This window comes from Pseudomonas sp. S1_E05 (assembly GCF_056337105.1).
Genome location: NZ_JBFRHM010000001.1, coordinates 4,840,342 through 4,860,312 on the forward strand (window position 1 = coordinate 4,840,342; position 19,971 = coordinate 4,860,312).

General features: G+C 60.5%; 19 protein-coding genes and 1 pseudogene. 10 read left to right on the plus strand and 10 right to left on the minus strand.

What is annotated here, in order from left to right; genetic code table 11:
- Positions 1-41: 41 nt before the first annotated feature.
- The gene (gene pyrE / locus AB4N33_RS22290; protein ID WP_460119680.1) at positions 42-686 is read left to right on the plus strand and encodes an orotate phosphoribosyltransferase; all 645 of its coding nucleotides are present in this window, start codon (positions 42-44) and stop codon (positions 684-686) included.
- A gap of 192 nt (positions 687-878) precedes the next feature.
- Here the strand turns inward: pyrE and argB are convergent, their stop codons facing one another.
- From argB to coaBC, 4 genes and pseudogenes are all read right to left on the minus strand, one after another.
- A complete protein-coding gene (argB, locus tag AB4N33_RS22295) occupies positions 879-1,784 on the minus strand; it encodes an acetylglutamate kinase (protein WP_192307119.1) in 906 nt (301 codons plus the stop codon).
- Positions 1,785-1,801: 17 nt separating this feature from the next.
- Positions 1,802-3,175 (minus strand): annotated as a pseudogene (locus tag AB4N33_RS22300) (phosphomannomutase/phosphoglucomutase); the annotation flags it as partial.
- Between the two features lie 284 nt (positions 3,176-3,459).
- Positions 3,460-3,915: a dUTP diphosphatase gene (gene dut / locus AB4N33_RS22305; RefSeq protein WP_460119682.1), complete on the minus strand. Its 456-nt coding sequence runs from the start codon at positions 3,913-3,915 to the stop codon at positions 3,460-3,462.
- Positions 3,916-3,919: 4 nt separating this feature from the next.
- Positions 3,920-5,128, minus strand: coding sequence for a bifunctional phosphopantothenoylcysteine decarboxylase/phosphopantothenate--cysteine ligase CoaBC (gene coaBC / locus AB4N33_RS22310; protein ID WP_460126866.1), 1,209 nt, complete (start codon positions 5,126-5,128; stop codon positions 3,920-3,922).
- A 136-nt stretch (positions 5,129-5,264) separates the two neighbouring features.
- On the opposite strand from coaBC, the gene radC reads away from it, so the two are divergent.
- Positions 5,265-5,939: a RadC family protein gene (radC, locus tag AB4N33_RS22315; protein WP_460119684.1), complete on the plus strand. Its 675-nt coding sequence runs from the start codon at positions 5,265-5,267 to the stop codon at positions 5,937-5,939.
- A gap of 84 nt (positions 5,940-6,023) precedes the next feature.
- On the opposite strand, the gene AB4N33_RS22320 is transcribed toward radC, so the two are convergent.
- Positions 6,024-7,613, minus strand: coding sequence for an ABC transporter substrate-binding protein (locus AB4N33_RS22320; protein WP_460119686.1), 1,590 nt, complete (start codon positions 7,611-7,613; stop codon positions 6,024-6,026).
- A 445-nt stretch (positions 7,614-8,058) separates the two neighbouring features.
- Here AB4N33_RS22320 and rpmB point away from each other — a divergent pair, with 445 nt between their 5' ends.
- Both rpmB and rpmG read left to right on the plus strand, forming a co-directional pair.
- Complete coding sequence (gene rpmB, locus AB4N33_RS22325) at positions 8,059-8,292, plus strand: 50S ribosomal protein L28 (RefSeq protein ID WP_077044789.1); 234 nt, start codon at positions 8,059-8,061, stop codon at positions 8,290-8,292.
- A gap of 11 nt (positions 8,293-8,303) precedes the next feature.
- Positions 8,304-8,459: a 50S ribosomal protein L33 gene (gene rpmG / locus AB4N33_RS22330; RefSeq protein WP_007894709.1), complete on the plus strand. Its 156-nt coding sequence runs from the start codon at positions 8,304-8,306 to the stop codon at positions 8,457-8,459.
- Positions 8,460-8,574: 115 nt separating this feature from the next.
- Here the strand turns inward: rpmG and AB4N33_RS22335 are convergent, their stop codons facing one another.
- On the minus strand, positions 8,575-8,937 hold the full coding sequence (locus tag AB4N33_RS22335; protein ID WP_476458257.1) for a cupin domain-containing protein: 363 nt from the start codon (positions 8,935-8,937) through the stop codon (positions 8,575-8,577).
- A gap of 236 nt (positions 8,938-9,173) precedes the next feature.
- On the opposite strand from AB4N33_RS22335, the gene AB4N33_RS22340 reads away from it, so the two are divergent.
- Positions 9,174-10,667, plus strand: a complete 1,494-nt coding sequence (locus AB4N33_RS22340; protein ID WP_460119692.1) for an aldehyde dehydrogenase — start codon at positions 9,174-9,176, stop codon at positions 10,665-10,667.
- Between the two features lie 185 nt (positions 10,668-10,852).
- A complete protein-coding gene (locus tag AB4N33_RS22345) occupies positions 10,853-11,998 on the plus strand; it encodes an MFS transporter (protein ID WP_476458258.1) in 1,146 nt (381 codons plus the stop codon).
- A gap of 82 nt (positions 11,999-12,080) precedes the next feature.
- Here the strand turns inward: AB4N33_RS22345 and AB4N33_RS22350 are convergent, their stop codons facing one another.
- Positions 12,081-13,649, minus strand: coding sequence for a phospholipase D family protein (locus AB4N33_RS22350; protein ID WP_476458259.1), 1,569 nt, complete (start codon positions 13,647-13,649; stop codon positions 12,081-12,083).
- A gap of 60 nt (positions 13,650-13,709) precedes the next feature.
- Complete coding sequence (locus AB4N33_RS22355; RefSeq protein ID WP_460119697.1) at positions 13,710-15,143, minus strand: aminotransferase-like domain-containing protein; 1,434 nt, start codon at positions 15,141-15,143, stop codon at positions 13,710-13,712.
- A 179-nt stretch (positions 15,144-15,322) separates the two neighbouring features.
- On the opposite strand from AB4N33_RS22355, the gene AB4N33_RS22360 reads away from it, so the two are divergent.
- Positions 15,323-15,568 (plus strand): DUF1127 domain-containing protein, encoded by a 246-nt coding sequence (locus AB4N33_RS22360; protein WP_460119699.1) that lies wholly within the window; start codon positions 15,323-15,325, stop codon positions 15,566-15,568.
- A gap of 124 nt (positions 15,569-15,692) precedes the next feature.
- On the opposite strand, the gene AB4N33_RS22365 is transcribed toward AB4N33_RS22360, so the two are convergent.
- Positions 15,693-16,985 carry an NAD(P)/FAD-dependent oxidoreductase gene (locus AB4N33_RS22365; RefSeq protein WP_476458260.1) on the minus strand — a complete coding sequence of 431 codons (1,293 nt, stop codon included), beginning with the start codon at positions 16,983-16,985 and terminating at the stop codon, positions 15,693-15,695.
- A gap of 148 nt (positions 16,986-17,133) precedes the next feature.
- Between AB4N33_RS22365 and AB4N33_RS22370 the strand changes: the two genes are divergently transcribed.
- Positions 17,134-17,487 carry a YkgJ family cysteine cluster protein gene (locus AB4N33_RS22370; RefSeq protein ID WP_460119703.1) on the plus strand — a complete coding sequence of 118 codons (354 nt, stop codon included), beginning with the start codon at positions 17,134-17,136 and terminating at the stop codon, positions 17,485-17,487.
- Positions 17,488-17,654: 167 nt separating this feature from the next.
- Here AB4N33_RS22370 and AB4N33_RS22375 read toward each other — a convergent pair whose 3' ends face one another.
- The gene (locus AB4N33_RS22375; RefSeq protein ID WP_003177284.1) at positions 17,655-18,143 is read right to left on the minus strand and encodes an Lrp/AsnC ligand binding domain-containing protein; all 489 of its coding nucleotides are present in this window, start codon (positions 18,141-18,143) and stop codon (positions 17,655-17,657) included.
- A 155-nt stretch (positions 18,144-18,298) separates the two neighbouring features.
- Between AB4N33_RS22375 and dadA the strand changes: the two genes are divergently transcribed.
- On the plus strand, positions 18,299-19,603 hold the full coding sequence (gene dadA / locus AB4N33_RS22380; protein ID WP_460119705.1) for a D-amino acid dehydrogenase: 1,305 nt from the start codon (positions 18,299-18,301) through the stop codon (positions 19,601-19,603).
- Positions 19,575-19,928, plus strand: a complete 354-nt coding sequence (locus AB4N33_RS22385; protein WP_476458261.1) for a RidA family protein — start codon at positions 19,575-19,577, stop codon at positions 19,926-19,928. The genes dadA and AB4N33_RS22385 overlap by 29 nt, the downstream gene beginning before the upstream one ends.
- Positions 19,929-19,971 lie beyond the last annotated feature (43 nt).

The following is a 19,971-nucleotide window of genomic DNA, read 5'->3' on the forward strand; positions in this document are numbered from 1 at the left end:
CAACCTATTTAGCTAAATCCGTGGTATTTGGGGTTTTTTTCATGCAGGCGTATCAGCGCGATTTCATTCGTTTTGCCATCGATCGCGGCGTTTTGCGCTTCGGTGAGTTCACCCTGAAGTCCGGGCGCACCAGTCCGTATTTCTTCAATGCCGGCCTGTTCAACTCGGGTTCCGCCCTGGCTCAACTGGGTCGTTTCTACGCAGCGGCCATCGTGGAAAGCGGTGTTTCGTTCGACGTTCTGTTTGGCCCGGCGTACAAAGGCATTCCATTGGCAGCCGCTACCGCAGTGGCCCTGGCTGAACACCATGATCGTGATCTGCCGTGGTGCTTCAACCGCAAGGAAGCCAAGGCCCACGGTGAAGGCGGCAGCCTGGTCGGCGCGCCGTTGACCGGTGATGTGCTGATCATCGACGACGTGATCACCGCCGGCACCGCCATCCGTGAAGTGATGCAGATCATCGCCTCCCAGGACGGCGCCAAGGCCAAGGGCGTGCTGATTGCCCTGAACCGTCAGGAGCGCGGCAACGGTGAGTTGTCGGCCATTCAGGAAGTCGAGCGTGACTTCGGCATCCCGGTGATCAGCATCGTTTCGCTGAACCAGGTGCTGGAATTTTTGGCGGACGATCCGCAGCTCAAGCAGCACCTGCCAGCCGTCGAGGCGTATCGCGCGCAGTTTGGCGTCTGATCCCCGATCCCCTGTAGGAGCGAGCTTGCTCGCGATGGCGGTGAGTCAGGTACTTAAATAGTGGCTGACACACCGCAATCGTCGGAACGCCGCCCGGAGCAAGCTCGCTCCTACAGGTAATGTGTGAGATGGAAGGCAAAAAAAGACCCCACCCGGCCAGGCCGGGTGGGGTCTTTTTGTATCTGTCAGCCCTTACGGACGCTTGCGATTGCTGATCAGGGTGCCCACGCCGGTATCGGTGAAGATCTCCAGCAGGATCGCGTTCGGTACGCGACCGTCGATGATCAGCGAGCTGCCTACGCCGCCCTGGACCGCTTCCAGCGCGCAACGGATCTTGGGCAGCATGCCGCCGTAGATGGTGCCGTCGGCGATCAGCGCGTCGACCTGCTGGGTGCTCAGGCCGGTCAGTACTTTGCCTTCCTTGTCCATCAGGCCGGCGATGTTGGTCAGCAGCATCAGCTTTTCGGCTTTCAGTGCCTCCGCAACTTTACCGGCCACCAGGTCCGCGTTGATGTTGTACGACTCGCCGTTGGCACCCACACCGATCGGCGCGATTACCGGAATGAAGTCGCCCTTGACCAGCAAGTTCAGCAGGTCGGTGTTGATGCCGACCACTTCGCCTACATGGCCGATGTCGATGATTTCCGGCTGGGTCATCTCCGGGGTTTGGCGGGTCACGGTGAGCTTCTTCGCGCGAATCAGCTCGGCGTCTTTACCGGTCAGGCCGATGGCGCTGCCGCCGTGACGGTTGATCAGGTTGACGATGTCCTTGTTCACCTGGCCGCCGAGGACCATTTCCACCACGTCCATGGTGGCAGCGTCGGTGACGCGCATGCCATCGACAAAGTGGCTTTCGATCGACAGGCGCTTGAGCAGGTCACCGATTTGCGGGCCGCCGCCGTGAACCACCACCGGGTTGATGCCCACGGCCTTCATCAGCACGATGTCGCGGGCGAAGCCGGTTTTCAGCTCCTCGCTTTCCATCGCGTTGCCGCCGTACTTGATCACCAGCGTCTTGCCGACATAGCGGCGGATGTAAGGCAGCGCTTCGGACAGGACCTTGGCGGTGTTGGCAGCGGCTTCGCGTTCGAGGGTCATTCAGGGCTCCGGGTGAATCAGAACGGTAGTTGGAGATCAGGTGCAACACGCTTCAACTGGACGCGGAAAACGTCCTGGATGCGCGAAAGTTCTGCCTCGTCATCGGCCTCGAAGCGCAGCACCAGCACCGGTGTGGTGTTGGAGGCGCGAACCAGGCCCCAGCCTTTGGCATAGTCGACTCGCACGCCGTCAATGGTGGTCAGGTCGGCGCCTTCGCCCCACTGCGCGTCGTGCAATGCATCAATGATGCTGAATTTGCTCTCTTCGGTCACATGGATATTGATTTCCGGCGTAGAAATATCGTTCGGGAAGGTCGCGAACAGCTCCTCCGCGTTGGATTTTTCCTTGCTCAGGATCTCCAGCAGCCGGGCGGCGCTGTAAATGCCGTCGTCGAAACCGAACCAGCGCTCCTTGAAGAAGATGTGCCCGCTCATTTCGCCGGCCAACAGGGCGCCGGATTGTTTCATTTTCTTTTTGATCAACGAGTGACCGGTCTTCCACATTAGCGGCCGGCCACCGTATTCCTTGATCAGCGGCGTCAGTCGACGGGTGCATTTGACGTCGAAAATGATTTCCGCGTCCGGGTTGCGCGCCACCACGTCGCGGGCGAACAGCATCAGCAGGCGGTCCGGGTAGACGATGCTGCCGGTGTTGGTCACCACGCCGACACGATCGCCGTCGCCGTCGAAGGCCAGGCCGATGTCGGCGTTGGTTTCCTTGACCTTGGCGATCAGGTCTTCGAGATTCTCGGGTTTGCCCGGATCCGGATGGTGATTGGGGAAGTTGCCGTCGACTTCACAGAACAGCGGGATGACTTCGCAGTTGAGTGCTTCGATCAGTTGCGGGGCGATTACGCCGGCGGCGCCGTTACCGCAATCGACCACGACTTTCAGGCGGCGCGCCAGTTTGATGTCCTGGACGATTTGCGTGTTGTAGCGATCGAGAATTTCGACTTGAGTGACGCTGCCGTTGCCGCGGGTCAAGTTGTTGGTCTTGAGGCGGTCATGCAGGGCCTGGATCTGCTCGTTGGCGAGCGTGTCGCCGGCGATGACGATCTTGAAGCCGTTGTAGTTCGACGGGTTGTGGCTGCCGGTGAGCATCACACCGGACTTGCCCGCCAGTACATTGGCGGCGAAGTACAGGGCAGGCGTCGGCACCAGGCCGACGTCGCTGACGTGGCAGCCCGCTTCGGCCAGGCCCTTGATCAGTTGAGCCACCAGTTCCGGGCCCGACAGGCGGCCATCACGGCCTACGCAAACGTTCGGTTCACCTTGGGCCAGGCTCTGTGCGCCAATGGCGCGGCCCAGCCAGTAGGCGGTCTCGGCATTGAGGAACTCCGGAACGGTGCCACGAATGTCATAGGCGCGGAAAATGCTGTCTGGGAACTTGGGTACGACGGTGGCTGGGGTGTTCATCTGTAGGGATGCTCCATCTCGAAAATGACTGGACCTGTGCGCGGAAAAAGCTCGCCGGCTGGCTCAAACTGAAGGGTATGACGGCGTTTTGCGCAGAGAGTTCGTGGTGCGAAAAGGCCATGCCACCCAAGCGGGCTCGCATCCGAGCCACCAATGCCTTGATTTCAGCGCTAAACCCTGCAGATCACCTCGGTGCAATTTTCATCCTGAAAATGCCGAAAACGGATCAGGCCGGGCAGGGCGCCCAGCCTGAACTTGGATCAATGGCGGCCGGAATGCCCGAAACCACCCGTGCCACGCTCGGTTTCTACGAACTCTTCGACCATTTCGAAGTGGGCCTGTACGACGGGAACCAGCACCAGCTGGGCCAGGCGCTCGCCAACCACGATGTTGAAGTCGTTTTGGCCACGGTTCCAGCACGACACCATCAGTGGGCCCTGGTAATCGGAGTCGATCAGGCCGACCAGGTTACCCAGCACGATACCGTGCTTATGCCCCATGCCGGAGCGCGGCAGAATCAGCGCGGCCAGGCCCGGATCACCGATGTAGACGGACAGGCCGGTCGGGATCAGCAGGGTTTCACCAGGCCGGATGATGGTGTCCTTGTCCAGCATCGCGCGCAGGTCGAGGCCGGCGGAGCCTGGCGTGGCGTACTGGGGCAGCGGGAATTCGCTGCCGATGCGTGGGTCGAGGATTTTGGCTTGCAAAGCGTGCATTGAATTAAACCTGGTTCAGACGTTCGGCGATAAAAGTGATCAGTTGGCGAGCGATTTTGCCCTTGCTGGTCTGGGCGAAAAGCGTGGCGTGCAGCTCTCGGTCGATCACGCTGCAGGCGTTTTCTTCACTGTTGAAGCCAATGCTCGGGTTGGCGACGTCGTTGGCGACGATCAGATCGAGGTTCTTGTCTTTCAACTTGCGTGCAGCGTAGTCGAGCAGGTGTTCGGTCTCGGCGGCGAAACCGACACTGAACGGACGGTCGGGGCGCGTGGCAATGGTGGCCAGGATGTCCGGGTTGCGCACCATCTGTAGCAACAGGCCGTCGCCGCTCGTAGGGTCTTTCTTGAGTTTTTGTGGGGCGACCACTTCCGGGCGGTAATCCGCGACTGCTGCCGAGGCGATGAACAGGTCGCAAGGGATCGCGGCTTCGCAGGCGGCCAGCATGTCGCGGGCGCTGACTACGTCGATTCGCGTGACGCGATCCGGGGTCGGCAGATGCACCGGGCCGGTGATCAGGGTGACGCGGGCGCCGGCTTCCACTGCGGCTTCGGCCAGGGCAAAGCCCATTTTCCCGGAGCTGTGGTTGGTGATGTAGCGCACCGGGTCAATGTTTTCCTGGGTCGGGCCAGCGGTGATCAGTACGTGTTTGCCCGTCAGCGCCTGGCGTTTGAAGCAGTCAGCGGCGCATTGGGCGAGATCGACGGCTTCGAGCATGCGGCCCAGGCCGACGTCGCCGCAGGCCTGGCTCCCGGAGGCAGGACCAAAGGCCTTGATGTCGCGGCTTTCGAGGACCTGCAGGTTGGCCTGGGTCGCCGGATCGCGCCACATGGCCTGGTTCATTGCCGGGGCAATGGCGACCACGGCATCGGTGGCCAGCACCAGCGTGGTCAACAGGTCATCGGCGATGCCTTGGGCCAGACGGGCGATCAGGTCGGCGGTGGCCGGGGCGATCAGCACCATGTCGGCCCATTTGGCCAGCTCGATGTGGCCCATGGCGGCTTCGGCCGCAGGGTCCAGCAGGTCCAGGTGGACCGGATGGCCGGACAACGCTTGCATGGTCAGTGGGGTGATGAACTCGCTGCCACCACGGGTCATGACCACGCGCACCTCGGCGCCCTGGTCGATCAGGCGGCGAACCAGGTCGGCGCTCTTGTAGGCTGCAATGCCGCCGCCGACGCCCAGAACGATGCGTTTCCGATACAGCCGCTGCATAGGTCTGCCTTTCATTTCGTTGATGACTGTGTGGCGATACCCCCTCCCCAGGAGTGAAATCGCCCACAAAAAAGATGGGCTAAGATATCACAGCGACCGCTATGGAGCAGCGGCGCCCACAGACCAGGGAGGTGTTATGAGTATTCGCAATTGGCCGGCGGCGGAGCGGCCGCGGGAGAAACTGTTGGAGCAGGGCTCGACGAGTCTCTCGGACGCCGAGCTGCTGGCGATCTTCCTCCGTACCGGGGTGTCCGGTAAAAGCGCCGTGGATCTGGCGCGCCATCTATTAAGCCAATTTGGCAGTCTGCGCCGGTTGATGGAGGCAGATTTGCGCACCTTCAGCGGCCAGCTCGGTCTCGGGCCGGCCAAGTTCGTGCAGTTGCAGGCGGTGTTGGAGATGGCTCGGCGACATCTGGCGGAGCGGCTTCGGCATGATTCCGTACTGGAGAATCCCGTGGTGGTGCGTGAGTACCTCAAGTCGATGCTGCGCCATGAGCCCCATGAGGTCTTCGGCTGCCTGTTCCTTGATTCCAAGCACCGAGTGCTGGCGTTCGAGTCGCTGTTTCGCGGCTCCATCGATACCACCAGTGTTTATCCGCGCCAGGTGGTCAAGCGTGCCCTGGCCCACAACGCTGCGGCGTTGATTCTGTGTCACAACCACCCATCGGGCAATTCGGACCCCAGTGAAGCTGATCGAAAATTAACCAGGCGCCTGCAAGAGGCGCTGAGCCTGATCGACGTGCGCGTATTGGATCACTTCATCATCGGCGATGGGGATCCGTTGTCGATGGCAGAGTATGGGTGGATGTAGGGGAGCAGCTTCAAGCTTCAAGCTTCAAGCTTCAAGCTCCAAGCTAAAGCGGTGCGAGGACTGCTTTAACTTGGAGCTCGAAGCTTATGGCTTGAAGCTGATTTTAGAATAATCCTGCCGCCCAAACGGGCTCACCGTATAACCGGTGACGTCCTTGCGTGTCAGGGCGAAGGCCGTCGGGTGGGCCAGTGGCAGCCAGAGTGCCTGTTGCTGGATCTGCGCTTGTGCCTGTTCATACAACTTGGTTCGTACGCCTTGTTCGCCCGTGGTCTTGCCGGCACTGATCAGCCGGTCCAGGTCCTGGTTGCAGTAGCGGGCGAAGTTGGTGCCGGACTTGACCGCAGCGCAGGAAAACTGCGGCGTGAGGAAGTTGTCCGGGTCGCCGTTGTCGCCCGCCCAGCCCATGAAAAGCAGGTCGTGTTCGCCGGCCTTGGCCCGGCGGATCAGTTCGCCCCATTCGATCACCCGAATCTCGGCCTGGATGCCGATTTCCGCCAGGTCCGATTGCAGCATCTGCGCGCCGAGGCTCGGGTTGGGGTTGAGCAAGCTGCCCGACGGGCGCGTCCAGATGGTGGTCTGGAAGCCTTCCTTGAGCCCGGCCTTGGCCATCAGTGCCTTGGCTTTCTCGACATCGTGCGCGTAACCCGGCAGGTTCTTCGCGTAGCTCCAGGTGTTTGGCGGGTACGGACCGTTGGCCGCTTCGGCGGTGTCTTCGAACACGGCTTTGAGGTAGCTGGTCTTGTCGAACGCCAGGTTGATCGCCTGCCGCACCTCAGGTTTGTCCAGCGGCGGGTGCTGGCTGTTGATGCCGACGAACGCCGTCATGAAGGCGTCGGTCTTTTCGACTTTCAAGGTCGGCTCTTTCAGCGCTGCTTGCACGTCCAGAGGTTTAGGCGACAGGGCGATCTGGCATTCGTTACGCCGCAGTTTCTGCAAGCGGACGTTGGCGTCCGGCGTGATGGCGAAAATCAGGGGGTCCACTGAAGGTTTGCCGCCAAAGTAGTCCGGGTTGGCCTTGTAACGAACCGAGGCGTCTTTCTGGAAGCGTGTGAACACGAACGGCCCGGTGCCAATCGGCTGACTGTTGAGTTTCTCGGGCGTGCCAGCCTTCATCAGTTTGTCGGCGTACTCGGCCGAGTAGATCGAGGCGAAACCCATGCTCAGGGTGGCGAGGAAAGTCGAGTCGGCGTGATCCAGCGTGAAGCGCACGGTCAGCGGGTCCAGCGCGTCGATTTTCTTGATCAGCGTTGGCAGTTGCATCGATTGCGCGTGCGGGAAACCGCTCTGGGCGACTTTATGCCAGGGATTCGCCGGGTCGAGCATGCGATCGAAGCTGAACTTCACGTCTTCGGCCGTGAGGTCGCGGTTCGGACTGAAATACTCGGTGCGGTGGAACTTCACCTGCGGGCGCAGCTTGAACACGTAGGTCAATCCGTCGGGCGTGACTTCCCAGCTCTCGGCCAGCCCGGCGACCACTTTGCCGCTGGCAGTGTCGAAGTCCACCAGGCGGTTCATCAGCACGTCGGCCGAGGCATTGGTGGTGGTCAGCGAGTTGTATTGCACCACATCGAACCCTTCAGGGCTGGCCTCGGTGCACACGCTCAGGGCGGCGGCCTGGGCCAATGGGCTCAACAGAAGCGGGGCAAGCAACAGCGGTAGGGCAGCAAGGCGCATGGTCGGATTCCTTTACAGATCGAAGGCCCATCTGCAAGTGCAGTCTGGAAAAGGCTTACCCTAGTGGGCTCCTTTGCAAATGACTATCCCCTTTTTCATTTTTAGGGGACGAGGTGCCCTTGTTTTTGCAGGCGTCGACCGGGAAAATCGTCGGGCTCGTCTGTAAGGCGGTTTTCTGCGACGAGCGGTCGCCAGCGTCGGCAGCCTTTGTTCAAGGCGCCTGAAGCCGGAAAATTGGGGTTTTTGTTGATTCAGCGCACACCGAATGTTGTTGCACCCCAGTCTTTCTGGTATAAAGCAGCGCTCTTTTCTAGGGGCCCGGTTCCTTCACTGTAGGTGTAGCCGGTAAGACCTCTAAAGAATCGCGGCGCCTGGCGCCACAATGACTAGAGATTAAGCGGCCAACCCATGCCGGGTTGGGCATGTGGTTTTAGAGGGCTGAGGCATGTCTAGAGTATGTCAAGTTACCGGTAAGGGTCCGGTGACTGGGAATAACATTTCCCACGCAAACAACAAAACCCGTCGTCGTTTCCTGCCTAACCTGCAGCATCACCGCTTCTGGGTTGAAGAAGAGAAACGTTTCGTGCGTCTGCGCGTATCTGCCAAAGGCATGCGTATCATCGACAAGCGCGGCATCACTGCCGTTCTGGCCGACATCCGCAAAGCTGGCAAGATCTAAGGGAGATAATCATGCGTGAATTGATTCGTTTGATTTCGAGCGCCGGTACTGGTCACTTCTACACTACCGACAAGAACAAGCGCACTACTCCGGACAAAATCGAGATCAAGAAATTTGATCCGGTTGTTCGCAAGCACGTGATCTACAAAGAAGGCAAAATCAAGTAATTGATTTTCCCCTCTTGTGAAAAAGGCCCGTATCGCGAGATACGGGCCTTTTTTGTGCCTGATGGATTTGTATTGTCTGTTCTGGTCATTACAGAGATCCGGTTCAGCCCTGTCCTCAGGCCTTCTGCTCAAACGCCACATAAATCTTGCGGCACGGCTCAAGCACTTCCCAGGTGCCCCGGAACCCGGCCGGGATGACGAAGCGATCTCCGGCGCGCACGGTCTTGCTGTTGCCGTCGTTGTCGCGCAGCACCGAAACGCCCTGGATGATTTCGCAATACTCGTGCTCGGTGAAGTTCACGTGCCACTGGCCCACCGCACCTTCCCAGACACCGGCGTTCAACTGGCCGCACGGGCTGTTGTAGTGGTTGAACACCACCTGTTCAGGATCGCCCTTGAGGATTTTCGCCGGGTCTGGCCGGTAGCGTTCTGCCTCGGTGGTGGCCTGGCTGAAGTCGACGATGTTCTGGATGCTCATTGTTGTAATCCCCCGTGATTGCGGCGCGAGTGGCTGGAATGTCCAAAGTCTATGTTTATTAAATTGAACACCGCAAGGCCGTTTGCCGACCTTATGTCAAATATATTGAAACAACCCCGCTCACTGGTTTAGGGTGGCGGTTGCTCTGCGCCGATTAACAGGCTGGCCGGGCAGATTGCCGGGGACGCCCGCGAAAAACGCGCGGCGCTCGTATTCAATAAGAGGAGGACACTCGAATGACCACCCTGACTCGTGCCGATTGGGAGCAACGTGCTCGCGATCTGAAAATCGAAGGCCGCGCGTACATCAATGGCGAATACACCGATGCTGTCTCCGGCGAGACTTTTGACTGCATCAGCCCGGTCGATGGCCGTCTGCTGGGTAAGATCGCCAGCTGTGACGCTGCCGATGCCCAGCGTGCGGTGGAAAATGCCCGTGCCACATTCAATTCCGGCGTCTGGTCGCGCCTGGCGCCGACCAAGCGTAAAGCCACGATGATTCGCTTCGCCGGCCTGCTCAAGCAGCACGCCGAAGAGCTGGCCTTGCTCGAAACCCTGGACATGGGCAAGCCGATCAGCGACTCCCTGTACATCGACGTTCCCGGCGCGGCGCAGGCCCTGAGCTGGAGCGGGGAGGCCATCGACAAGATCTACGACGAAGTCGCCGCGACCCCGCACGACCAATTGGGCCTGGTCACCCGTGAGCCCGTGGGCGTGGTTGGCGCCATCGTGCCATGGAACTTTCCGCTGATGATGGCTTGCTGGAAACTGGGGCCGGCGCTGTCCACCGGTAACTCGGTGGTGCTCAAGCCGTCGGAAAAATCACCGCTGACCGCCATCCGCATCGCGGCGCTGGCTGTCGAAGCCGGCATTCCGAAAGGCGTGCTGAACGTGCTGCCGGGTTACGGTCATACGGTCGGCAAGGCCCTGGGTCTGCACAATGACGTCGACACCCTGGTGTTTACCGGTTCGACCAAGATCGCCAAGCAACTGCTGGTCTACTCCGGCGAGTCGAACATGAAGCGTGTCTGGCTCGAAGCCGGAGGCAAGAGCCCAAACATCGTGTTCGCCGATGCCCCGGACTTGCAAGCCGCCGCTGAGGCTGCCGCGGGTGCTATCGCCTTCAACCAGGGCGAAGTCTGCACCGCCGGATCGCGCCTGCTGGTCGAGCGTTCGATCAAGGATAAATTCCTGCCTCTGGTGATCGAAGCGTTGAAAACCTGGAAGCCGGGCAACCCGCTGGATCCGGCGACCAACGTTGGCGCGCTGGTCGATACCCAGCAGATGAATACCGTGCTGTCGTACATCGAGTCTGGCCACAGCGATGGCGCCAAATTGGTCGCTGGCGGCAAGCGTACGCTGCAGGAAACCGGTGGCACCTACGTTGAGCCGACGATTTTCGACGGCGTGAGTAATGCGATGAAAATCGCCCAGGAAGAAATTTTCGGCCCGGTGCTGTCGGTCATCGCCTTCGATACCGCCGAGGAAGCCATCGCGATTGCCAACGACACGCCGTATGGCCTGGCTGCTGCCGTGTGGACCCAGGACATCTCCAAGGCGCACCTGACTGCCCGGGCCTTACGTGCCGGTAGCGTGTGGGTGAACCAATACGATGGTGGCGACATGACCGCCCCGTTCGGTGGCTTCAAGCAGTCTGGTAACGGCCGCGACAAGTCGCTGCACGCATTCGACAAATACACCGAACTGAAGGCGACCTGGATCAAGTTGTAAGCCGGTGACGAGGCCCTCAGGGGGCCTCTGAACTCCACAGATCCCTTGTGGGAGCGGGCTTGCTCGCGAATTCGGTGTGTCATTCAGCAATGATGTTGACTGACCCGCCGCATTCGCGAGCAAGCCCGCTCCCACATTTGCTTTGTGATGCCTGCAGAGAATAGTTATCCACAGGAGCGTGGAACATGCGTTGGGCGACTTATTTCGCCGTGTTGGCCGCTGTCTTGAGCGTTGGCCTGGCCCTGGGTGTGAGCATGCCGCTGGTGTCGTTTCGCCTGGAAGGCTGGGGCTACGGCTCGTTTGCCATTGGTGTGATGGCGGCAATGCCGGCGATTGGCGTGTTGCTGGGTGCGAAAATCTCCAGCCACCTGGCGGCGCGCCTCGGCACCGCCAATCTGATGCGCCTGTGCCTGTGGGCCGGGGCGGTATCGATCGGTCTGTTGGCCCTGTTGCCCAGTTACCCGGTGTGGCTGGTGCTGCGCCTGATGATCGGCGTCATCCTGACCTTGGTGTTCATCCTTGGCGAGAGCTGGATCAACCAGTTGGTCGTCGAGCAATGGCGCGGTCGGCTGGTGGCGCTGTATGGCAGCAGCTATGCGTTGAGCCAGTTGGCCGGCCCGGTGTTACTGGGCGTATTGGGCACCGAGCACGATTACGGATTCTGGGTTGGCGTCGGCTTGCTCACGGCCGCACCGTTCCTGTTGCTGGGTCGCAGCGGCGCGCCCAGCAGCGAAGCGTGCAGCGTGACGTTTGGCGACTTGTGGGTGTTTTGCCGGGGGTTGCCGGCGATCGCCTGGGGCGTGGCATTGTTCGCCGCGTTCGAAGCAATGATCCTGACTTTGCTGCCGGTCTACTGCCTGCAACAGGGCTTTACCACGGACATCGCCCTGGCAATGGTCAGCACCGTCGTGTTGGGAGATGCCTTGCTGCAACTGCCGATCGGTGCGTTGGCGGATCGTCTGTCGCGTCGCACCCTGTTTGGCGGTTGCGCGGTGGTGCTGCTGCTTTCGAGCCTCGCCATCCCGTTGCTGCTCAATACGTTGTTGATCTGGCCGCTGTGGGTGCTGTTCGGCGCCAGTGCCGGTGGCTTGTTCACGTTGTCGCTGATCCTGATCGGCGAGCGATATCGCGACGATGCGCTGGTGCGAGCCAATGCGCACATTGCGCAGCTGTGGGGCGTGGGATGCCTGGTGGGGCCGCTGGTGGCTGGTGCGGGCAGTCAGTGGATCAGTGGGCACGCCTTGCCGTTGTTCATGGCCGCAGGGGCCTTGGGCCTGGTGATTCTGCTGACCCGACAGGGGGCGTTTGGCACGGTGGCCGAACCGGCCTGAGCCTGGCCTGGTCCCTTCTGCTTCCTTCTGTCTCCTGTAGGAGCGAGCATGCTCGCTCCTACAGGGGGAGGGAAAGTTTGAGTTAGAGCATCTTCTCCAACCCTACCGCCTTGCTGATCCACGCATTGAACCGGCGCCAGTAGCTGCCGGGCTCACGGGTCAGTGTGTGCATCTGGCCATCGTCCTCGGTGACCCAGACAATCCGGTCATTTTCCAGTTTCACTTCATAGCTTAGCGGCGGTGCCATACCCTCCAGCGCTGCCTTACGCACATGGGTCGCCAGCTCGGGGCTGTCGACCAGCACGCCGACCTCAGTGTTCCACAGCACGGAGCGCGGATCGAAATTGAATGAGCCGATGAAAGATTTCTGCTGGTCGAAGATCATCGCCTTGCTGTGCAGGCTGGAATCGGAACCGCGAAACGACTTGCTGTAGAAGATGTGCGGCCCGCTGCCGCCGCCTTCGCCGGGCTGGCGACGCAATTCGTACAATTTCACCCCATGTTCCAGCAGCGCCCGGCGGTAGGGCGCATAACCGCCATGCACCGCCGGCACGTCGGTAGCCTCCAGCGAATTGGTCAACAGGCTGACCGAGACGCCGGCGTCTGCGCGGCCCGTGAGGTAAACCAGCCCTGGCTGTCCTGGGACGAAGTAGGCCGAGATCATGATCAGCTCTTTGCTGACCCTGTTGAGCTCAGGCGCCAACTGCGTGGTCAGCAGCAGGAGCGGGTCGGGCTCGCCGTCTGCCAGGACTTTGCTCGGCGCGTCCCACAACGCCTGGTTCCAGGCCCAGATCAGCTCTCGGCGCCAGATATCCAGGCGCGGCTGTGTGGTGTAAGTCATCAGTTGTTGATACAGCGCGTGATTCTGTTTGCGCGTCTCCTCCAATGATTCTTCCAGGCGCGTGCGGGTGTTTTGCAGGTCCTTTTGCGTAGGCTTGCTCGACAGGAATTCGTCGATCGGCTTGCTCAGCGCGCTGTTCCAGTACTGGTCGAAACTGTGGCCAAGCTGCTCGGCGACCGGGCCGACGCTCAACAAGTCGATGTCGGTGAAATTGAAATTGGGTTCGGCATCGAAATATTCATCGCCCAGGTTGCGCCCGCCGACGATGGCCGCGCTGTTGTCGGCCAGCCACAACTTGTTGTGCATGCGCCGGTGTTGCAGCGACAGGTTGAACAGTCGACCCATGGCCCGCGTCACACCAGTGGAACGACCCAGGTGCAGTGGATTGAACAGACGGATCTGGATCTGCGGGTGTGCGGCCAGCGTGGCGATGATCCAGTCCAGGCCATCGCTGGTGGTGTCGTCGAGCAGAATCCGGACTCGTACGCCACGGTCGGCTGCCTTGAGCAGTTCCTCCACCAGCATGCGCGTGCTGATGCCGTCGTGGACGATGTAGTACTGCAAATCGATGCTGCTTTGGGCGTTGCGGATCAGCTCGGCCCGGGCCATGAAGGCCTCGCTGCTGTTGGACAGCAGGCGAAAGCCGGATTTGCCTTCATGGGGCTCGGCCTGGGCCTGGATCGAGCGGCCAAACGCCGAATCACTGGCCGGCAGCGCCTGACTCGGGTGACGTTGCACATCCAGGCCGGCGCAGCCGCCCAAGAGTGAAGCGAGCAGCAAAAGACCAAGCAGGGGCTGTCTGACTCTCACGTAGGATCTTTCCGAATGGCGGCGGGTGTCGGCATATGGACGCTGATTAAAGCGAAAAAGTCAGTCAGTGAAGCTGTCATTTTCCGCGAGCAGTTTGATGGCTGCTGCGCCCACCTTGCGCACCGCTTCTTCGATCTGCGGTGTTGGCTTGGCAGCGTAGTTCATCCGCAGGCAATTGCGATACTTGCCCGAGGCGGAAAAGATGCTGCCCACGGCAATCTGTACGCCTTCGTCGTGCAGCGCGCGATTGAGTTTCAAGGTGTCGAAGCCATCGGGTAGCTCCACCCACAGCATGAAGCTGCCCTGGGGACGGCTTGCCCGAGTGCCGGCGGGGAAATAGCGGCTGACCCAATCAATCATCATGTCGCGATTGCGCTGGTATTGCGTGCGCATCCGCCTTAAATGCGGTTCAAAGTGACCGGCCTTGAGAAATTCGGCAATGGCGATCTGCGGTTGCGGCGCGGTGGAACCCGTGCTGATGTACTTCATGTGCAGTACCCGCTCAAGATAGCGGCCCGGTGCAACCCAGCCAATGCGCAGGCCGGGGGCCAGGGTCTTGGAAAATGAACTGCAAAGTAGGACGCGGCCATCTTCGTCGAAGGATTTAATGGTGCGCGGTCGCGGGTAGTTGTAAGCCAATTCGCCATACACATCATCTTCGATAATCGCCACGTCGAAGCGCTGTGCCAGGGTCAGCAGGGCACGTTTGCGCGACTCCGGCATGATGTAGCCCAGCGGGTTATTGCAGTTGGGGGTCAACTGTATGGCCCTGATCGGCCATTGCTCCAGGGCCAGTTCCAGGGCATCGAGGCTGATCCCGGTGAGTGGGTCGGTGGGGATTTCCAGGGCTTTCATGTTCAAGCCCTTGAGTGTCTGCATGGCGCCATGAAAGCTCGGCGAGTCGACGGCAACGATGTCGCCCGGCTCGCAGATCGCGCGGATGCTGGTGGACAGCGCTTCGTGGCAACCGGTGGTGACCACCAGATCGTTGGCGGTCAACTGGCAGCCTGAATCGAGCATCAAACGGGCGATCTGTTCGCGCAGCTCCAGGGAGCCGTGGATGTTGTCGTAATACAGCCCCGGCATGTCCTGTCGGCGACTGATGCGCGCGAGGTTGCGCAGCAGCGGCTTCATGGTGGGCGTGGTGATGTCCGGCATGCCGCGACCCAGTTGCACCACGTCCTTGCGCGGTACGGCGCGAATCAGTTCCAGCACTTGATCCCACTGCGAAATGTCCACCGGGCGTTGCGCCGGGCGGCCAATCGCCGGCAATTCCGGCAGCTCACGGCCAACCGGCACGAAATAACCTGACTTGGGTTTGGGCATCGCCAGCCCGCTGTCTTCCAGTACCCGATAGGCCTGTTGCACCGTGCTCAGGCTGACCCCGTGCTCCACGCTCAAGGCCCGCACCGAGGGCAGCCGGTCACCGGGGCGATAGAAGCCTTGTTCGATACGCGTGCCGAGCAACTCGGCGAGGTTTACGTAAAGGGTCATGGCGCAGTCTCAAGATGGGTGATTAGGCTGACCAGTACAGATCGAGCCAAAAATGCTGATTCAGTGGCGGAATCGGCAAGTCTGTATGGAATTAATACCTGTGTATTGGATCTGTAATGCTTTTGCTCACCCACGCATCATGAAACCTCTGGCTACCCAAGTAAACAGGAGCAATCAACATGAACGGCTTGAGCGATGTGCGGCTGACGTTACGCAGTCAGGAACTGGAGGCAGGGCAGAAAAACGATGCGCGCGAGGCGCCCATGCGCAACGCCGCGTCTGGCCTCAGCCGCTGGGCCCTGTTCCGGCAACGTCTGCACACGCGCAAGGCGCTGCTCGACCTGACGCCGGCGCAGCTCAAGGACATTGGCTTGACCCGGGAACAGGCGGTGGAGGAGGGGTTGAAGCCTTTCTGGAGGATCTGATTTTGATGTAGTTTGTATCGGCCCCATCGCGGGCAAGCCCGCTCCCACAGTGGATCTGTATACACCGGACCATTGTGGGAGCGGGCTTGCCCGCGATGGGGCCGATACAGTCACCAAAAATCTGTCAGACCAACTCCTTTAGCCGATGCCACAACATCCCCAGCGCCAGCAACGGCGAACGCAAATGCTTGCCGCCCGGAAAGGTCATGTGGGGCACCTTGGCAAACAGATCGAACCCTCCACTGTGGTGGCCGCTGATGGCCTCGGCCAGCAACTTGCCCGCCAGGTGTGTGGCGTTCACCCCATGGCCGGAATACGCCTGGGCGTAATAGACATTGGGTTGATCCTTGAGCCGGCCGATCTGCGGCAGGCGATTGGCGCCAATGCCAATCATCCCGCCCCACTGAAAGTCGATCCTCACCCCATCCAGTTGCGGGAATACCTCAAGCATCTTTGGCCGCATGTACGCCGCGATATCCTTCGGATCTCGCCCTGAGTAATGGCAGGCGCCGCCGAACAGCAAGCGCCGATCCGCCGAGAGCCGGTAGTAATCCAGTGCCACCCGTTGGTCACAGACTGCCATGTTCTGCGGCAGCAGCGCGTGAGCCTGCTCCTCGCTCAAGGGTTCGGTGGCGATGATGTAACTGCCGGCGGGCAGCACTTTGCCGCTCAGTTGAGGGTTGAGCTGGTTGAGGTAGGCGTTGCACCCCAGCACCAGGGTTTTGGCGCGTACCGAGCCCTGGGCGGTGCGCACTTTGACTTCGGGGCCGTAATCGATGCCGGTCACGGCTGACTGCTCGAACAGCCTCACCCCCAGTTGCTGTGCGACGGCCGCTTCACCCAGCGCCAGGTTCAACGGATGCAAATGCCCCGACCCCATGTCGATGAGGCCGCCAACATAACGATCTGAACCCACCACCGTGTGTATTTCACTCGCTTGCAGCAGTCGGGTTTCATAGCGATAACCCAGGCTGCGCAGTTCTTCGGCGTCTTCGGCAAAGCCTTCCAGGTCGCGGGGTTTGTTGGCGAGGTCGCAGTAGCCCCAGGTCAGGTCGCAAGGGATCCGAAATCGCTCGACGCGCTGCCTCACGATTTCCACTGCCTCCAGGCCCATGAGTTTCATCTCACGCACGCCCTCCGAGCCGATCACGTTGGCGAACTGATCGAGGCCATGGCCGACGCCGCGGATCAATTGCCCGCCATTGCGCCCGCTGGCGCCCCAGCCCACTTTGCGGGCCTCGAGCAGCACCACATCGAGGCCGCGCTCGGCCAGTTCCAGCGCGGTGTTCAGCCCGGAAAACCCACCACCGACCACGCACACATCCGCTACCACCTCACCCGTCAGCGCTGGATAGTCGGGCTGATACACGCTGCTGGCGGCGTAATAGGAGGCAGCGTGCTGGGCGCCGGCGTTCATGGGCTTCATCCTGATTCAGGTCCTGATAAATTTGACGGAGCATAAGCCGCGCCTTCCGATACGGGCAACATTGGTCGGCCAAGGCAGACGGGATAGGGGTGTTTGCGGCAAAATCCTGGTTCTATAGCGTTTTTGGGTCTGGACCTGGATGAGTTGCAACAGTCAGAAAATCCGCGAGCTGCGTCAGCAGATCCCCTCGTTCGAGTGCGTACCCGGCTGCCATGACTGTTGCGGACCGGTGACGACTTCGCCCGAAGAAATGTCCCGCCTGCCGCGCAAGACCCGCGCCGAGCAGGACGCGGCCATGGAAGAGCTCAACTGTGTGCACCTGGGGCCAAATGGCTGCACGGTGTATGAGGAGCGCCCGCTGATCTGTCGGTTGTTCGGCACGACCAATACGCTGCCATGCCCGAATGGGCGGCGGCCGGCGGAGTTGATCCATCCTCGGGTGGAGAAGCAGGTGTTCGAGTACATGGCGGGGAATCGGCAGGTGTTGGTCTAGCCTTTGGACCGAGTCGCCTGCATCGTCGGAACGCCTCCCGGAGCAAGTCCGCTCCCACAGTATTTTGCGTCGGTCACAGGATCTGTGTTCACAGCAAAACCCTGTGGGAGCGGGCTTGTCGAGGCGTCGAACCGCCGCGATGAGGTCCTGACAGGCCTCGCAAAAACTCAATCCGGAATCGGCAAGCTCAAGCTCTCCTTCACCTCTTCCATCACGATATAGCTCTTGGACTCGCGTACATGCGGCAGCTTGAGCAGGATGTCGCCCAGCAATTTGCGGTACGAGGCCATCTCGGAAATCCGCGCCTTCACCAGGTAGTCGAAGTCCCCTGACACCAGATGGCATTCCAGCACGTGAGGTAGTTTCAGCACGGCGCGCCGGAATTCTTCGAAAGTATCGCCAGACTTGTAGTCGAGACTGATCTCAACGAACACCAGCAGACTCCCCTTGAGGTGCTGCGGGTTGAGCCGGGCGTTGTAGCCCATGATGATTCCTTCGCGCTCCAGGCGCCGAACCCGCTCGGTACAGGGCGTGGTGGACAGCCCGACCTTTTCCCCAAGCTCAGTGAAGGAAATACGTCCGTCCGCTTGCAGGATCCGCAGGATGTTGCGGTCGATCTTGTCCAGCTCACGTTTTGTCTGTGTGTTGGTACGCATAGGGGATGCGCCTCCGTGAAAAGCGTTTTTGCCGAGAATTGTCGCCAAATATAGGCGCTTATATAGTGAAATGCACTGGCTAAACTTTTTTACACTGCCCACATCTACGGTCTGAACAACAAACGTCAGCGGCGTGCCGCGATGAGGGATACAACATGCGCGTTATGGTCTTGGGTAGCGGCGTCATCGGTACCACCAGTGCTTATTATCTGGCGCGTGCCGGGTTTGAAGTGGTGGTGGTGGATCGTCAGCCGGCTGCCGCCATGGAGACCAGTTTTGCCAACGCCGGCCAGGTATCGCCGGGTTATGCCTCACCGTGGGCCGCCCCAGGCGTGCCGCTCAAGGCCATCAAGTGGCTGTTGCAGCGCCACGCCCCGCTGGCCATCAAGGCTACCGCCGACATCGACCAGTACCTGTGGATGGCGCAGATGCTGCGTAACTGCACCGCCAGCCGTTATGCGGTGAACAAGGAGCGCATGGTCCGTCTGTCCGAGTACAGCCGCGACTGCCTGGACGAATTGCGGGCGGAAACCGGTATTGCCTACGAAGGCCGCAGCCTGGGGACTACCCAACTGTTCCGTACCCAGGCCCAACTCGATGGCGCCGCAAAAGACATCGCCGTTTTGAAAGAGTCGGGTGTGCCATTCGAATTGCTCGACCGTGAAGGCATTGCCCGTGTAGAACCGGCCCTGGCCAACGTCACGGATATCCTCGCCGGTGCCTTGCGCCTGCCGAACGACCAGACCGGCGACTGCCAGATGTTCACCACGCGCCTCGCCGAAATGGCCGTGAAACTCGGCGTGGAATTCCGTTTCGACCAGGACATCCAGCGTCTCGATTACGCCGGTGATCGCATCAACGGCGTCTGGATCGACGGCAAGCTGGAAACTGCCGATCGTTACGTGTTGGCGCTCGGCAGCTACTCGCCGCAACTGCTCAAGCCATTGGGCATCCGCGCGCCGGTGTACCCGCTCAAGGGTTACTCGTTGACCGTGCCAATCACCAACCCGGCGATGGCCCCGACTTCGACCATCCTGGACGAGACCTACAAGGTCGCGATCACCCGCTTCGACAACCGCATCCGCGTGGGCGGCATGGCGGAAATCGCCGGTTTTGACCTGTCGCTGAACCCGCGTCGACGCGAAACCCTGGAGATGATCGTCAACGACCTTTATCCTCAGGGCGGCAATCTGGCCGAGGCCAGTTTCTGGACCGGCCTGCGTCCGACCACGCCGGATGGCACGCCAATCGTGGGTGCGACCCCGTTTGGTAACCTGTTCCTGAACACCGGACACGGTACGCTTGGCTGGACCATGGCTTGCGGTTCCGGTCGCTTGCTGGCCGATCTGATGGCGAAGAAAACTCCGCAGATAAGTGCCGAAGGCCTCGATATTTCCCGTTATGGCAGCAAAATTCAGGAGACCGCAAAGCATGTCAATCCAGCGCCAGCTCACCAATGAGCGCATGAGCCAGATCGTTGTCCATGGGGGCACCGTTTACCTGGCGGGGCAAGTAGGCGACGACATGAACGCCGGGATTGAGCAGCAAACCCGGGAGACCCTGGCCAACATCGAGCGCATGCTGGATCTGGCAGGGACCGACAAAAGCCGTTTGCTGTCGGTAACGATTTACCTGAAGGACATCGACGCGTACTTCGCCGGCATGAACTCGGTGTGGGACACCTGGCTGCCAAAAGGCGTAGCCCCGGCCCGTGCCACCGTTGAAGCGAAACTGTGTGAGCCGCATATCCTGGTGGAACTGTCGGTGGTCGCCGCGCTGCCGTAAACGTTCGCGCCAATACAACGATCCCTCTCCCGGTGCTGTTGGT